Below are 15,615 nucleotides of genomic sequence, written 5' to 3'. Positions count from 1 at the left end.
TGAGAAAAGGGCCGCCGCCAAAGCGGCCCACCTATTTGTTTGGACTTATTCGACGGGACATGGGCCGTCTGAAGGCGCATCAGGAGCCCAGCAGGGAGCGCCAGTTTCGTTCATGATCTTTTCGAGCTGTTTCTTTTGATCTTCCAGAACCTGCTCGATGGGTTGCCCCGCCAAAACAATGCGCTCAAACGTGTCCACGTAGACACGGTTGAAATCACCACCCATGCTGCCCAAGCCGGCAGGCAACAGTCCAGGATTGGCGTCTGCTGAACCGCTCATCGTGGCAACCGCTTCGCCTGCGGCCTTGACCGAAGGCGGCAGATCGTCTGGCAATTCAACTTCAACCACGGGGAAGAAGTTTGTTGCCTTTAGTGTCGCAATTTGCGTTTCAGGCTGCATTAGATAAGTCACCAGAGCTTTCGCGCTTTCGACGTCCGGTGCGGTACGTGGGATGGCAACACCTGCCAGAACAGGCATGAAACCGCGGCCAGTCGGACCAGCGGGTGCCGGGAAGGCAACAAAGTCGTCAGGGCGTTCGTTGAATGCCTGCGCCAGACGCGAGGTGTGATCAAAAACGATCCAAGCGTCGCCATTCAACAGCTGTTCCTGCATGAAAGAGAAGTTGGTCGATGCAGGGTTTGTGTGGCTCCACAGCTCTTTGAATTTCTCCCATGCCGTCACGGCCTCTGGCGACGCAAATGTACGAACAACACCATCTGTGTAGGATGGATATAGGTAGCCCTGGAAGAACCGGTGCTTCAGCCCCTTGGGCCCTGCAGGAAAGCCGAATTTCTTCTGGCCGGTCGCTTCCTCAACATTGGCCGCCCAGGCAATCAACTGGTCATAGGTCAACGCATTGATATCTGTACCTTCAGGCAGGTACTGCAGAGCTTCAGTGTTTGCAGCCATGATGTAGCTAGCTTGCATCCAAGGCATATATTGAAGGCTGTCAGTACCAAGCTTGGCCAGATCGTTAAAAGTGTCTGACGCCGATGTGACGCCCAGTTCGCCGAGATCTATCAGGTCTTCGGGGTTCATCGCTGAGAAGTTGCCATGCAATGAACCCAGCAAATCAATGCTGCCCGAACCAGCTTGCAGTTCTGCTTGCAGACGTGTCAGCCAAGGTCCATCTTCGTTCGGCTGGTAATCAACTTCGCCTTTAAAGCCGCCGAGGACCTCGGTTCGCATCGCCTGCGCTTCTTCAGCAGGTCGCGCCTGCGTAGACCAGAACAGAGTTTCCGCTTGTACGGCAGCGGCGCCAAAAAGCATCGCAACACCGGATACGGCCCCCGCCAGTTTCGAATGAATAGACATGTTCTCCTCCGTTTTGCCTGAGGTTGTCCGAAAACTGGCAACCTCCCTCCCTCGCCGACGAACTTGGATTAACCTATGGCGAATGGAAGCACTATGATACAACGTTATATCATGTGTCAAGTTAGAGGCCGGGCCGTGTTACTCACAATTGACTTGATATTTTTTAAGCTCCCTGCAAATTATGAGAACGTTATACCTAAAAACCGCCACCATGATGAAAAAACCCACCCTATCCAGCGTTGCCAAAGAAGCGGGTGTATCGGTCCCCACCGTCAGTCAGGTCATGCGCGACACTGGTCGAATTTCGGAACAGACGCGTCAGAAAGTCCTGAACGCAGCAAAGCGACTGCGCTACGTCCCAAATCACGCGGCGGCTACAATGCGATCTGGTGATAATCGCGAAGTCGGCTTTATGCTTAACAAGCTGGCAAACCCATTTAACTCGGAAGTTGTCAGCAGCGCCGTGGACCTTCTTGAGTCCGAAGGGTTCATGGTCTCTATCCTCGATGCGCGAGGTGATCTTCAGCGCCAAGACCGCCTTATGGAAGCATGTATTCGATTTGGTCGCGGCGGGTTGATCTGGGTTCCGGCACTCGACACAAAAGAAGACTCGTTGGAACTCATAAATACTCATAACATACCGACAGTCACCTTTATGCGGAAGGTGTCGAAGTCTCTTGATTACGTCGGCGTTTTGAATACCGAAGCTCTGACTCATGCCACGCAGCATTTGATCGATTTGGGACATAAGCACATCGCCTATTTTGGCGGCACCAAGCAAACATCCGTGCGCGAAGAGCGTATTGCAGGATACTTGGACGCTCTTAAGCAGTTAGATGGCGTTGATCCGATTGTTTGGCCCTGTGACGACAACAAACGTGCGGGCTTTGACGCGATAACAGCGCTCCGCAAGCAACATCCTGAGGTGACGAGCATCGTATGCAATGGCGATGTTGTCGCGCTTGGAGCCTGCCTTGGCCTGATCCGGTCCGGGCTAGTGCCGGGACAGGATTTTTCCGTCGTGGGTTTCGATGACATTGAGGATGCCGGTATCGCAACCCCTGGCCTCACCACGATGGCGATCAATCCCAAAATGCTGGGCACTCGATTGGCCGAGGTCTTGTTGGATCGACTAAGAGCACCAAACCTCCCTGTTCGGCATCTCGAATACTCTGCAACGTTGAAAGTGCGAGAAACTTCGGGAGTCGTGCCCAACCGTTAAAGATGTTTCAGCTCAGATTGTTACGACGGCAGGTCATATTCGTCTAGCGCGTGGATCGGCTAAGCTGGCTTCCAGAGCTACGAATAATCCCAATGACAGCCAGCTGAACAAATGCGCGGGCAGCTCTTCCTGAAATCTATACTGCGCAGAGCGCACTAGGCGTTCTAGGACCTGCCTAGATGGAATGAACACAGATTGTCCCAGGACTCATTGAGAGCCGAATTGAATCAGATCTTCTACAGGAAGGGCCCGAAGCACCAAAAGTGCGCCTATAGCCCATTTCAGCAGTTCGCTGAGCTCGCCACCTGACTCACAAGCGGTTGCTTATAAAACTCAACGGGTTCAAATCTGTGCAACAAAACCCCGCGCGACAAAAGCGACGCTAAAACGGCAGGCATCAAAGCCATGAACAAGATGCTTGAAGGCTTTGGCTACCCGATCCCAATCGAGATGATCAGACGGAAGTATCTGAATAACATCGTGGAACAGGACCAACGCATCATCAAGAGACGTCCTTGGCCGATGTTAGATTTCAAAGCCTCCGCTTCAGCGGCGGTTACACTGGACCGGATCAAAGTATCGCACATGAATCGCGAAGGTCGGCCCACGCCCAGAATCTGTCCATTTCGTCAATCCGCAGAACTTGCAGCATGAGCTGCGAGTTCGGTGAAAACTCTTCGGTCAGCAAGAAACCCTGCAACAGAACCCCTTACATTGCGGCACATACCTATCTACAACCACCCTGCAGACGCCTATTTACTTTAATACACATAATTACATCTAAATGCACACTACCAACAAAGCTCAGTTTCCCACTATTTCCTTTGGTCCGGTCGTCGGAACCATAACAAACGGACGGTCTCGGTGATTTTCATGACACGCAAAGCATAATGAACACCCCATACGCCAAGGACCTGCTGCATCGATAGTTCTGAGCGACGCATCAGGTTACGCAGGGTTTTGAAGGACGGCACCAGCTTATGGATCGGCGGAATGTAGTTCACGAAGCCGCGTTTGGAGTTGCGGCGCAGCCGGGCGCCTTCTATGCGGCGGGCCTTGGTGATGTGTTCCCGCAGACTTGCCCGGGCGGGATGACGGACGATAGCGTCTTCTGCGAATAAGATGGGTATGCCAGCCGCCTTGGCCCGTTCGCTCCATTCCATATCGCCACCCGACAACACCGTGTCGTTAAACGGACCGACCTTATCCATGACCGAACGACGCACGATCAGATTGGCAGTGACGGCCCTACCTTGCGCAACCCATTTTTGCTGTTCAAGACCAAGATATGCGTCATAAAGCTCGGTCGTGGTCCAATCCTCACCGTTCGGGATCAGAACCACGTTGCCGCCAAACCGCCCAATCTCGGGATGTTCCGAAGCCACGCTGCATCCGGCCTTAAGATAACTTGGATCAGGCCGACAATCAGAATCGGTAAAGAAAAACAGCTCTGCCGCTGCTTCTGAAATGCCGCGGTTCCGTGCCGCATAGGATCCGGGTTTCGCCTCGATCAGGACCCGCGCATTGGACGGCAGGCGGAAGTCTTGTGGTACGGGGTCGCTGGGGTCGTTGTTTACGACCAGAATCTCGTATCTTTCAGGTCCTAGTGTTTGCGCGGCCAGTCCATCAAGGCAGAGCTGCAACTGATCCCAGCTTTGATAGGTTGGTATTATGACAGAAGCGTCCATTGGCCGGGGGCTGGGCGCGGCGGTCATTCCGCTTTGACCACATTCGAATACTGGTGATCATAGAGGGTCTTGAACGGCCCCTCGTGCTGAAGAAGCTGCGATGCATTGCCCTCTTCCATGACCTCGCCGCTCTCGATTACCACAATCTTGTCGGCGTGCATGATGGTCGAAAGACGATGTGCAACGATGATCGTAGTGCGCCCTTCGGTCAGGCGATGCAAGGCTTCCTGCACAAGATGCTCCGACCTAGAATCCAGAGCGCTTGTGGGTTCATCCAAAAGCAGGATCGGACTGTCACGTAACAAGGCACGCGCGATGGCAAGGCGCTGTTTCTGCCCTCCGGACAAGAAGGAGCCATTTTCGCCCACCAGGGTATCAAAGCCGTTTTCGAGGCCCATGATGAAGTCATAAGCATTGGCGGCCTTGGCAGCCTCGATCACCTCTTCCTGCGAAGCCCCTTCCCGACCGAATCGAATATTTTCGGCAACAGAAGCGGAGAACAGGAAGGTCTCTTGCCCGACGAAGGACATATTCTTCCGGAGCGTTTCGAATGAAGCGTATCTGATGTCCTGACCATCGATCGAAACCGAGCCGCTCGTTGGGTCGTACAGGCGCAGAGCGAGGTTCAGGATCGTCGATTTACCGCCACCCGAGAGACCCACAAGAGCCGTTGTTTGCCCGGCCTCAAACGTGAGCGAGAGATCTTTCAGAATCGGATCATTGTCGCGATACCCAAACGTCACGTGGTCGAACACGACCTGACGCGGCCCATCCGGTAGCGCCTTGGCATCTGCGTCCTCTGGAAGAGTTTCGGGCTGATCAAGAAGATTGAAGAGCATTTTGACCCTGCGCAGGCCAACTTCCATCTTGACCCGCACTTTGGACAAACGTTTGGCTGGTTCATAGGCCATCATCAGCGCGGTAACAAACGACATTAGCTCGCCCGGTGTGGAACGGGCCGAGCCGAACAGATTCGCTGCACTTAATCCAATGACAGATGCGATGGCAAACCCGGCCAGAATATCCATCAACGGGCTGGTTGCCGCTTGCAAACGCGCAAGTTTGTTGCTGCGTTTCTCGACGCTTTTGACCGCTGAATACATCTGGCCGGCCATACGCTCTTCTAGTCCAAAGGACTTTACAACGCGAATCCCTGCTGATGTCTCTTGGATCACCTTCATGATCGCAGCCATCGATTGCAGTTCCATATCAGCAATTGCGCGCACCTTACGCAAAAGCGTCCGCACGCCCCAGATCGCCAGTGGACCGATAATCAGAGTGAACAAAGATAAAATGGGCTGCTGGTAGAACATCACAAACAGCAACCCGACCAAGGTCAGAGCATCCCGAACCGCGGTGGTTACCATGATTTCAATAACCATACGCGCGGCCTGTGCGGATTGGGTAACCCTCATCAGAAGGTCAGAACTTTCGGTAAGGTTGAAGAACGAGACCCCTTGCCGCAACAACTTGTCATAGAGCCTGATCTGCTGCTGAGCGATAATGCGGTTCCCTGCCCGGGTCAGAGCGACAACCTGCACATAGGTTGCCACACCTTTGATCAGAAAGATTACAAATACCGTGATGGATACCGCCAGAATCTTGCTCGAGTTCCCGCTATCGAACAGCGAATCCACGACGTCACGCATGATAAATGCAACCGCTGCCGTGGTGGCCGCTACGAAAACCATCGCGATGATGGCGATGGTATATGGCACCATCTGCGCCCTCAGGTTTTCACCCAACAGCCTCCACAGGATCGAATCTCTGGTGAGATCGGCAAATTTCGATTTGATCTTTAGCAATTCGAGCGTCCACAGTGATCAAAGGAGAGAAGGGCGAGAGTCGGTCTCTCAGTAAACCATTGTCGCTAGATAGTCTGCTCGCCGCTTCTGAGCAAGCCCGCGCGCCTGTGCTTTATCCTGCAACGTCGATTCTCAACCGACGGACAGATGGATCAATCCGACCATATGCGGCCAAAAGACGGGCCGTCCAATTCTGCGCAATGTAGTCTGCCATAAATCGTGACGGGGCAATCAGCGTTACCTGACCCCCTGCCCGTTCCGATTCCAAAAGATGCCTGAACCAACTTGCCCACAATTCAGGATCACGGTCGTGCAGTATGGTCTGGACCTCCCCCCAGACACCATCCGTTTGCTCTGGGCGCGCGGCGGGTCTGATCTGAAATGGCACCACGTTCGCACTTGGCTCGGGCTCCTGTTGCATGCGATCTTGGAAATCGGGACCGATCACCGGCCAAACTTCGACGGTGTCCAACATGATCTGCTTCAAATCGAGCTCGTAAACAGTCACACGTCCTCGCGCTGCCGGACGCTTTACCGTAATCCATCCCGCCGTCCGCAACTTAGCCATTTCACGTTTGACCGTTCGCTCGTTAACAGACCAAAGACGCGCAATTTCCTCTCGCCCAATCGACAGCTCATTGGCGCGCCAATTGTACCTGGTGGTGATCAAGGTCATAATGCGCAAAATACTTCGATTACGATGCTTATCCCCCGCAAGAGCAAATACAGCAAGGGCGGACAGAATGTCGTATTTTATAGCAGGCGCATTACGCCCGACCGGTTTTGCAACCTGCATCGATATTCTCACCGCTTCACTGACCTCAGATACAGTTACCCATATCTTATGCGCCGTTACCCAACGCTATTCAAGATTATTCACCAATTAGCGTCCAGACCTTCGATTCTGTCAAGGCCTAGTTCGCTTTTGGCCAAAATGGGTTCCGATTTCGAATTCAAAAACTAAATGAAAGTGGTGAATTATAGGTGATGGGGGACATTCTGTGTGTCCCCCTTAATGAGTATTATGTCCCCCCAAATGGCGTAGTATCGGATCTAGTGTCCCCCTATATATCGCCGCAAAGGGTGATTGAGTCCTCAGCACGGCCGACGGCCAAAGCGAATCATGTTCGCACCTGTTTGCACTATGTTTTCTTACCCACGGGTAAGTTCGCAATGTGAGAATAATTTCTTTTGCTAAATATGCAAATACAGCGTAAATGAAGGAAAGTAAGAAATTAGCGTCCAGAAGAGAAGAATTGAGGCATGTACACACACGAAGACCTAAACGCCCTGCGAACACGATCGCTCAAGTTGCAGGGTTGGATTCGCCAGCAGACGTTCAGCCCTGAAATGGAGAAAACCCTGCGCCGGTTCTCAAGCTGGGAGGTATCGGAGCTGATCTTTAAGGTGAATCAGTCCACCTTTCGCGGCAAGCTTGCCTCTGATCCGTCCCTACCTGGTGGAGAAGTAGAGCCCGATGGCCGACAGCGTTGGTTCAGCTTGGAAGAAGTCAACGAGCTGCGCCGCAGGCTGAAAGTCAATCGTAAGCCGCTTACACCGCCGCGCCCGGCGGGAAAGCGCGCGATCCGCGCAGCGGTCGCGAACTTCAAAGGTGGTGCCGGAAAGTCGACGGTCGCGTTACACCTTGCGCATGCGGCGGCGCTCGACGGCTATCGGGTGCTGGTCGTCGATTTCGACCCGCAGGCGACCCTGAGCCATTCCATGGGTCTGACTGATGTCGCCGAAGACTACACGGTTTGGGGTATCATGGCGCGGGACCTGATTCGAGAGACCGAGCGCATGAACAATCGGCCCGCGGCAGCTGAGTCTGGAACTGCCCTGCCCCGCCGCGAGCTGCCTCCGTCGATTACCGACATGGGGCTTGGCGATCTGCGCATCTCAGACTTCATAAAGCAAACCTCATGGTCCACGATCGACGCCATACCGTCCTGTGCCAACGCGGCGTTCGTTGAATTTGCATCTGCCCAGTATCGGCACTTGAATCCAGAGTGGTCCTTTTTCGCCGCCGTATCTCGGTACCTGGACCAGATTCCCGATGATGCCTATGACTTGATTTTGTTCGATTGCCCACCCGCCATCGGCTACCAATCGATGAACGCGGTCTTTGCAGCCGACATGCTGTATATTCCATCCGGTCCTGGCTATTGGGAATACGACTCAACGACGTCTTTCATTGGCCAGCTTGCTGAGGCGCTGGAAGACCTAGCATACGGTTTCGACAAGACCTTACCCACGGGTAAGATCGGTTTACCCAAGACATTCTGTGAGGTGCGTTTCCTTCTTACGCGCTACGAGCCGGGCAATGCGCTGCATACCGCGATGTACGACGCATTCCAGAAGGTTTTTGGAAACCATCTTGCCGAGCATCCGGTCGAAATGACCCGAGCGGTCGAGCAGTCGGGCCGCTTCCTGAGTTCGGTCTATGAAATGGACTACCGAGAGATGACCCGCGAAACATGGCGTCGGGCGCGGTCGACTTTCGATAGTGCCTATGAGGAATTCCGTGGCGTTATGCTCTCGGCATGGGACAAGCTGGAGGATGAGGTATGAGCCGCAAGCGCAGAATGTTCGATATCGATCTGCCTTCGATGGAGGGTGGCCCTGCAGAGAAGCCAGCCGAGAAGCCACAGGAGAAGCGCCGCGGTCCGATGGCCACGGCCATTTCCGAGAATGCGGATGCGTTGAGAGGTCAGCAATCAACCGAGGACGCCATTCGTGCCGAGAATGATCGATTGGCGCATGAATTGGTCCGGCTTCGGGCCGAGGGTCTGGTTGCACAAGAGATTGATCCGGCTGACGTGTTGACTGAACGCCTGACGCGGGATCGCAAGCCCGGCGTAGATTCGGATCTGGACGAGTTGAAGGCATCCATCCGTGACATTGGTTTGTCAAACCCGATCCGTGTCGAGCGTCGATCCGATGGGCGCTTTGATCTTGTTCAGGGTATGCGCCGGTTATCGGCCTATCGTGCATTGTATGATGAAACGGGTGATGACAAGTATCGCCGAATCCCGGCGGGGATATCTGAGCCGGCGCAGCTGGACGAAAGCTATCGTCGCATGGTGGACGAGAATCTTATCCGCAAGGACATTTCGTTTGCCGAGATGGGGGCGCTGGCGCGCGCCTATGCCGAAGATCCCGCGAATGACTGCTCGGACGTTGACAAGGCTGTCTCGACGCTTTTCAAGTCGGCGAGCTATACCAAGCGCAGCTACATACGGGCCTTTGCCAGCTTGCTTTCGATGCTGGGCGAGGCCTTGATTCACCCTGAAGGGATTCCACGTAACGTTGGTGTCGAGTTGAAGCGGAAGCTAGACGCCGATCAGTCGTTGGTGCGTCAGGTGAGTGTCGCCTTGCTCAGCGAGCCCGGGCGAAACAGCGGGCGCGAAGTTGAAATCCTGCGTGGGTTTTTGGGCGAGGAGAATGGGACCAAGCAGAAACCCGCATCGAAACCAGTTGGAAAACCGCGCCGTGCAAAGACGACGTTTCAGGTGACGGGTAGGGCGGGGATCGCAAAATGCTCGGCATCAAATGGACGCCTTGAATTGCGGTATGATCTGGACTTCACGGATGTCGACCGCGCCAAGTTGGAGGCGGCAGTGGCGGCGTTGATCGATAGCTTGCGGGAATGAGAGTATCTTACCCGTGGGTAAGAAATCGGAAGCAGGTCGTTTGTGCAGAGCGCAGGGTTGATTGACCGCTCAGCGCAGTAGAGCTCTTTCCACAAAGTCAGGACATCAAGCGTTCGTATCGTCCGCTGATGTCCGTGCATAGACAACCCCGCTTGGTTTGAGAGGGCAGGGCGCTTGGCAGGCTGAGGCCCTGAAGTATTTCCGAACTCAGTGACTGACTGAGATCGCGTTCACTGCGTGAGGTTGTGTGGTTGATGTAATCGGATGGGTCAATGACCCGTTGCAATGGGGAAGTCTGGAGGCAAAGGCGTATCAACGTTCCCGAATTCTGTGCTGCGGTTATAGTGCGCATAATAGTGATATTATGATCATAAAGAATGACTTTGTCTTCATTCATTAGATTGACGGTCGAACGGTCCTGTTCCAGGCTTTTGGCCCACGACCTTCGTGGAGCGTGGATATTCTGACACGACCTCGAACAGGGGGCCTTGTTTCAAAATGCGAACGGTAAGGGCATTCGGTTTCGTACTAGCTAATGGCAAGCCAAGTTTATCGAGCGGATGTGCCGGGAAGGGACCAGCGGATTCAAAGGTGGTTTGAGCACGGAAAACCAATTGTCATCACCCGAATGTAAAGAGCCATCGCGACCCGGGATTTAGAGAATCTGGTGGAGATCGGAGCCATGTCCCGAACCGGAGAGCGCCGCTCCACACGACATTGGTCAGAGCTGGAACAGTCGTCAGACGTTTGACCATAGCAGGATGGGTGGAGAAGCTGATGCAGAACGCCGCTGTTGTGGAGTAACCAAACTTGGCGTGGGCTAAAGGACAGTGTCATTTGTCTGCTAGAGATGTGTTCGTCCGACAGCGCTTTTGTTACCTGGAAACTGTTCCACTCTGAACCCACGCATCAAACTGTGCCAAAACCGCGTCACTAAAGGCTTGGTCGTTGATGTGCGCATCCAATTCGGTTGTTGGCACGCGGTCTGCGATTACTTTTCGGATTTCGTCTACCATATCGGCGAGTGCTTCCGGGTCGTGGGCCTCTTCCCCCTCTTTGTCCCAGGCTTCGACACCGTGTACTGGCAAGAAAAAGTGAACGGGACCTGTCGCAGCCTCCAGACGATTGGCGAGCTCTCGAACCCAGGCGCGGCGTTCTTCGCCGGTAAAGACCGAGCTCTTGATCAGGCGGTTATGCTCGTGAAACGGGCGATCGGCGTATTGATCCGGGATGTCCTGCCAACCTGCAAAATCCAGCAGATCCAGCGCACCCGGAGCAATCATTTGCGGTGTCCCAACGCGCCCCGCGTTCGTCACGCGATCTTCACCACTGGAAACCACTGAACCGGCCATCAGGTTCGCGAACTCCTGCATGCAAAAATCCATGACGCAGACGAAGGCGTCTTCACCGGCCAATTTCTCAAAAGCCATGCCGCCCATTCCTGTCGAATGGAACACTGCGACTTCAAAGCCGCGTTCTTCGAGGGCTGGTTTCAGGGTTTTCATGTAGCGCAGACAGGATGAGCCCAAGCTGGTCATCCCGATCAAGGGCTTGCGGCGATCCAACTCGACAGCAGCTTTGGTCGCGCCGACAACCGCTCCAGCCGCTTGGCTCAGTGAGGACTGACAGATTGAGTTCATGCCATAAAGACCACCGGCCCAGAGGATCATCTGAATGTCGGGTGCCAAGCGATGCGGCGGGATAAGGGGCGAGAAGCTGACGGTCGAAACGATGTATTTCGGAACGCCCATCGGCAACGCTTGAGCACAGTCCAACGCGAGATCGGTCCCCATCGTACCACCGATTGCCAGCATCCCATGAAAACGTCCTTCGGCATATGCCTTCGCCACGACGTTGGCGGCACCTGCGGACATTACGCGAAAGGCTTTGTTCTCGTCCCCTTGCGCGATGACCTCGTCAATTGTCATGCCGCCGGCTGCCGCGACGTCGTGTTTGCTGATGTCGGTCGCGCTTTCAGGATCACCCAGAACCGAAACGTCCATGGTCAGCACATGGGCACCTTGTGCTTTGACTACTTCTTCGATGAAGCGCATCTCGGCTTCTTTTGTGTCGTATGTGCCGATCAGCAGAACTGTTTTTTGGGCCATCTCTTCCTCTTATGTACGCGCTTCAATTAAGATAGTGGGTCAGCAGTTCCCGGGCGGTTTCCAAAAACCGGGCGTTACGCTCTGATGCGCCGTCCTCGTCCAGCCGCGACGCGATCCATCCAACATAAGAGGTCGCGCGCAAGGCCATGAACAGGTCGAGCTGTTCGGTCTCGATGGGTCGTACAGAACGATACCCATCGAGCAGGGCGTGTTTTAAGTGTTTGAAATCCGGCTCATTTCGGTTTTTGTTAAGCGTTGTCGCCAGGTCAAACAGGCGAAAGCCATAACCGGAATCGTCGAAATCGATCAGCTGTACTCTTTCACCGTCCAACAGCACGTTTTCGCGCACAAGGTCGGCGTGGATCAAACCATAATCCAGGCTGCCCTGAAGCCGCCGCAACTCTTGCTCGGCTTGTGCCCGAAAACGCATCAGAAACGCTCGGTCTTTCGTGCCGATCGTCGGATTTTCCCAAAAGCGACCCCAAAGTGGAGCGTTCCCCAGCAACCCGGCACGATCCCAGGACCAGCGCGTAAACGTTGCTGGCGGTGTCCAGGCATCGCTGATTTTGTGCAGCCGGGCCATCTCCCTGCCAATCGCCCTGAATGTTGCGGCGCGGTTGCATTGTGCCAGTGGCGTGCCTGTCGCGCCCAGCGGTTGACCCGGCAACCAATGCAACAGGTCAACGTGTGTCCCATCGACCTCAACTAGAAACTGGCCCGACTTGGCCGCGACAGGAGAGGGCACCCTGACACCGCCAGCCGCGACTGCGGACATCCATTGGAGTTCCGAGCAAAGCTCAGCCGCTGAGTGAAGACCCCTGCGGTGTAGGCGCAACGCGTAGGTCCCTTTTTCCGACCGCACGCGAAAGACGTGGTTTTCCCGAGCAGCGAACAGTGACCACTCGGCCTCTTCCAGTCCCCATTGGGCCAACGCCTGCTTCACGATCGTCTTCATTGTATCAGCGGCGTTTCAGCCAGAACATCGTCCAGCGTATCAAAAAGAAGGTCTGCATTTTCGATTGAAAACGGCATGGGTGGCCGGATTTTCAGCGTGTTCTTATGTCTGCCCAGCTTGGAAAGGATAATGCCGCGATGGCGCATGGCATTGATCACGCGGTCCGTGAACGCACTGGCCGGAGCTTTGCTGTCACGGTCCAGAACCATTTCGGCACCAAAAATAAGGCCGGAGCCTCTGACATCACCGATGAAATCGTATTTCTGCTGCAGAAGAATCAGCCTGGACCGCGCGTGGTCCCCGACGGTTTTGGCATGGGCAACCAGGTCGCGTTCCTCGATTTCCTGCAGGACTGCCATTGCGGCGGCACATGATACCGGGTTGCCGCCGAACGTGTTGAAATACCGATAGCCTTTGCGAAACGTGGCAAGAATTTCACTGCGGGTAACCACCCCGCCCACCGGATGGCCATTGGCCATGGGCTTCCCCATGGTGACAACATCCGGGACCACACCCATTTTCTGATGTGCCCACATATGAGTGCCGGTGCGCCCAAAGCCCGACTGAACCTCGTCGCAGATCAAAAACCCGCCGGCCCTTCGAACAACCTCGGCTGCGGGCTTCAACCACCCGTCGGGATGATCCGGAAAGCCCTCGTTCAGGAAAAAGGGACAAATGACAAGGGCAGCAAAGCCCACGCCGGTTCTTTCATGCTCGGCTATCTGTTCGGCCACGGCGTCTGCGAAAATCGCACCGTAAGGATCAGGGGTTCGATAGCTGTCTGGTGCATCAACGAACCTGAAATATTGATCCAACCCGAACCCGAGCGTTGGCAGATTGGAATTGCCAAGCTGGCTGACCAGCGCGGTATTGCCATGATATGTGGCATCGGTGGCAATGATGCCGCGTTTGCCGGTCATGCCTTCGGCCATGCGCAGGGCGATGTCATTGGCCTCGGACCCGGTGCAGGTCAGGATTGCCGAGTCAAGCGGCGCATCCATGGTGCCCGTCAGTTTTTCGAGGTAATCAAGAATGCCTTCATGCAGATACCGCGTGTGGGTGTTCAGCGTCGATGCCTGACGACAGATCGCATCGACCACGCGGGGATTGCAGTGACCGACATGCGGCACGTTATTGTAGCAATCCAGATATTTGCGGCCATCCGCATCCCACAGCCAAACACCTTCGCCTTTTACGAAATGGACAGGTTCATCGTAAAAGGTTGAAACGTTCGGGCCCAGTAATCTGGCTCGGCGCTCCATAAGTTCTGCTGACTTTGTGGGACGTGTCACTCAGGTGTCCTTGGCTCAGAGTTTTATCCAGGCGGTTTTCAGATCCAAATATTTGTCAAACGCGTGCAGCGACTTGTCGTGCCCGTTTCCGGATTGTTTTACCCCGCCCAACGGTACCGTGATGTCCGTGCCTCCATAAGTGTTTACATGTACCACGCCGGCCTGAATTTTTGTGATCATTCGATGTGCCCGCGATAGATCAGCAGTCCAGAGGCCCGCAGCCAGACCGAACTGTGTTGCGTTGGCGAGGGCGATGGCTTCTTCCTCGGTCTCAAAGGATTGCACGGTCAGAACCGGGCCAAACACTTCTTCGCAGACGACGCGATCATGGGGCTGCACGCCGGTGATGATCGTTGGCGCCATATATGTGCCGCCTGTTTCCTGCAGTATGCGCGTCCCGCCCGTGGCGATGGTGCGACCGGCAGAACGGGCCTCTTCAACAAACGCCAGATTTTGCGCCAGTTGCGTTTCCGAGTTCACGGCACCGGCTTGTGTGTTCGGGTCCAAAGGGTCGCCGACCCGCATGGCCTCGGCGTTTCCGACCAGCATCTCGACGAACGTGTCGTGAATGTCGCGCTGTACCAGCAGCCGCGATCCGGCAACGCAAACCTGCCCGGAATTGCGGAATATCCCGGCGGCCGAAACCTTTGCAGCCTCGGCCAGATCAGGTGCGTCCGCAAAGACGATGTTTGGCGATTTGCCTCCAAGCTCCAGATAAACGCGTTTGAGGTTCGACCGCGCCGAGGCCTCCATCAGCCGCCGTCCCGTCGCGCCTGATCCGGTGAACACCAGAACGTCAACCTCATGAGATTCTGCGATTTCCGCGCCGACAACTGCGCCTTCGCCTGTCACGACATTGAAAACACCGGGGGGCAGCCCTGCCTCGACGGCAAGTTCGGCAAGGCGGATCAGTGTCAATGAGGCCGTTTCTGCAGGCTTCAAAACCACCGTGCAGCCAGCCGCGAGCGCTGGTCCCAGTTTCCAGCTGCCGATCATCAAGGGAAAGTTCCACGGCACGATTGCGCCGACAACACCGACCGGCTGTTTATGAACCAGTCCCAGAGCATCCGGGGCAGTGGGGGCAATCTCGCCATAAATCTTGTCGACCGCCTCAGCAAAATAGCGGATCGTTCCGGCGGCGCTGAGCGGTTCAGCCTTCAAGGCCATTCCGATCTCAGTGCCATTGTCCCTTACACCCAGAACTGCCAGTTCTTCCGCGTTTTCTTCGATGAGGTCCGCCCATTTCAGCAGAATTTTTTTTCGGGAAGAAGGCGCCAGACCAGACCATCGCCCATCGTCAAAAGCGCGTCGCGCGGAACGGATAGCCCGCCGCGCGTCGTCTTGTGTGCCTTTGGGTATTGTTGTCAGGGTCGATCCGTCAATCGGCGAGATCACATCCAACGTTCCGCCGTCGGATGCCTGATGAGAGCTGCCTTCGATCAGATGGCTTGCGGGGGGGATGGTTCGGGATCGAAGGTCGCTAATTCTCGCAATATCCAAGTCAGGCCTCACAGGTTTGAATAATGAACCAAAAGTGTCAAAAAAATTGTCTGTCTATAAAGCTGCATTTGTCAATAA

The 15,615-nt window shown here is 55.0% G+C and carries 12 protein-coding genes; 4 read left to right on the top strand and 8 right to left on the bottom strand.

What is annotated here, in order from left to right:
- Positions 1-45: 45 nt before the first annotated feature.
- Positions 46-1,314 (bottom strand): ABC transporter substrate-binding protein, encoded by a 1,269-nt coding sequence (locus ACR0KM_RS05900; protein ID WP_480858265.1) that lies wholly within the window; start codon positions 1,312-1,314, stop codon positions 46-48.
- A 211-nt stretch (positions 1,315-1,525) separates the two neighbouring features.
- Between ACR0KM_RS05900 and ACR0KM_RS05895 the strand changes: the two genes are divergently transcribed.
- Both ACR0KM_RS05895 and ACR0KM_RS05890 read left to right on the top strand, forming a co-directional pair.
- Positions 1,526-2,536 carry a LacI family DNA-binding transcriptional regulator gene (locus ACR0KM_RS05895; protein WP_480858263.1) on the top strand — a complete coding sequence of 337 codons (1,011 nt, stop codon included), beginning with the start codon at positions 1,526-1,528 and terminating at the stop codon, positions 2,534-2,536.
- 405 nt (positions 2,537-2,941) lie between these two features.
- Positions 2,942-3,190: a hypothetical protein gene (locus tag ACR0KM_RS05890; protein WP_480858261.1), complete on the top strand. Its 249-nt coding sequence runs from the start codon at positions 2,942-2,944 to the stop codon at positions 3,188-3,190.
- Between the two features lie 161 nt (positions 3,191-3,351).
- Here the strand turns inward: ACR0KM_RS05890 and ACR0KM_RS05885 are convergent, their stop codons facing one another.
- From ACR0KM_RS05885 to ACR0KM_RS05875, 3 genes are all read right to left on the bottom strand, one after another.
- Positions 3,352-4,251, bottom strand: coding sequence for a glycosyltransferase family 2 protein (locus tag ACR0KM_RS05885; protein ID WP_480858259.1), 900 nt, complete (start codon positions 4,249-4,251; stop codon positions 3,352-3,354).
- Positions 4,248-5,873 (bottom strand): ABC transporter ATP-binding protein, encoded by a 1,626-nt coding sequence (locus ACR0KM_RS05880; protein WP_480858561.1) that lies wholly within the window; start codon positions 5,871-5,873, stop codon positions 4,248-4,250. Before ACR0KM_RS05880 ends, ACR0KM_RS05885 begins: the two co-directional genes overlap by 4 nt.
- A 268-nt stretch (positions 5,874-6,141) precedes the next feature.
- Positions 6,142-6,825 carry a DnaA N-terminal domain-containing protein gene (locus ACR0KM_RS05875; RefSeq protein ID WP_480858257.1) on the bottom strand — a complete coding sequence of 228 codons (684 nt, stop codon included), beginning with the start codon at positions 6,823-6,825 and terminating at the stop codon, positions 6,142-6,144.
- A 467-nt stretch (positions 6,826-7,292) separates the two neighbouring features.
- On the opposite strand from ACR0KM_RS05875, the gene ACR0KM_RS05870 reads away from it, so the two are divergent.
- Positions 7,293-8,600 (top strand): AAA family ATPase, encoded by a 1,308-nt coding sequence (locus ACR0KM_RS05870; protein ID WP_480820175.1) that lies wholly within the window; start codon positions 7,293-7,295, stop codon positions 8,598-8,600.
- On the top strand, positions 8,597-9,682 hold the full coding sequence (locus ACR0KM_RS05865; RefSeq protein WP_480865463.1) for a ParB/RepB/Spo0J family partition protein: 1,086 nt from the start codon (positions 8,597-8,599) through the stop codon (positions 9,680-9,682). Before ACR0KM_RS05870 ends, ACR0KM_RS05865 begins: the two co-directional genes overlap by 4 nt.
- An 875-nt stretch (positions 9,683-10,557) precedes the next feature.
- Here ACR0KM_RS05865 and ACR0KM_RS05860 read toward each other — a convergent pair.
- Genes ACR0KM_RS05860 through ACR0KM_RS05845 form a run of 4 tightly spaced genes read right to left on the bottom strand, consistent with a single transcriptional unit; the run spans position 10,558 to position 15,537 of the window.
- Entirely contained in the window at positions 10,558-11,790 is a 1,233-nt protein-coding gene (locus tag ACR0KM_RS05860) for a Tm-1-like ATP-binding domain-containing protein (protein ID WP_480858254.1), read from the bottom strand.
- A gap of 22 nt (positions 11,791-11,812) precedes the next feature.
- Positions 11,813-12,745, bottom strand: a complete 933-nt coding sequence (locus ACR0KM_RS05855) for a homoserine kinase (RefSeq protein WP_480858252.1) — start codon at positions 12,743-12,745, stop codon at positions 11,813-11,815.
- Entirely contained in the window at positions 12,742-14,007 is a 1,266-nt protein-coding gene (locus ACR0KM_RS05850; protein WP_480858559.1) for an aspartate aminotransferase family protein, read from the bottom strand. Before ACR0KM_RS05850 ends, ACR0KM_RS05855 begins: the two co-directional genes overlap by 4 nt.
- A 45-nt stretch (positions 14,008-14,052) precedes the next feature.
- Positions 14,053-15,537 (bottom strand): aldehyde dehydrogenase, encoded by a 1,485-nt coding sequence (locus tag ACR0KM_RS05845; RefSeq protein WP_480858250.1) that lies wholly within the window; start codon positions 15,535-15,537, stop codon positions 14,053-14,055.
- Positions 15,538-15,615: the final 78 nt, after the last annotated feature.

Source organism: Ruegeria sp. G10 (genome assembly GCF_056533645.1).
The sequence above is the reverse complement of the archived record's forward strand: the minus strand, read 5'-3'. Positions and strand labels throughout refer to the sequence as shown.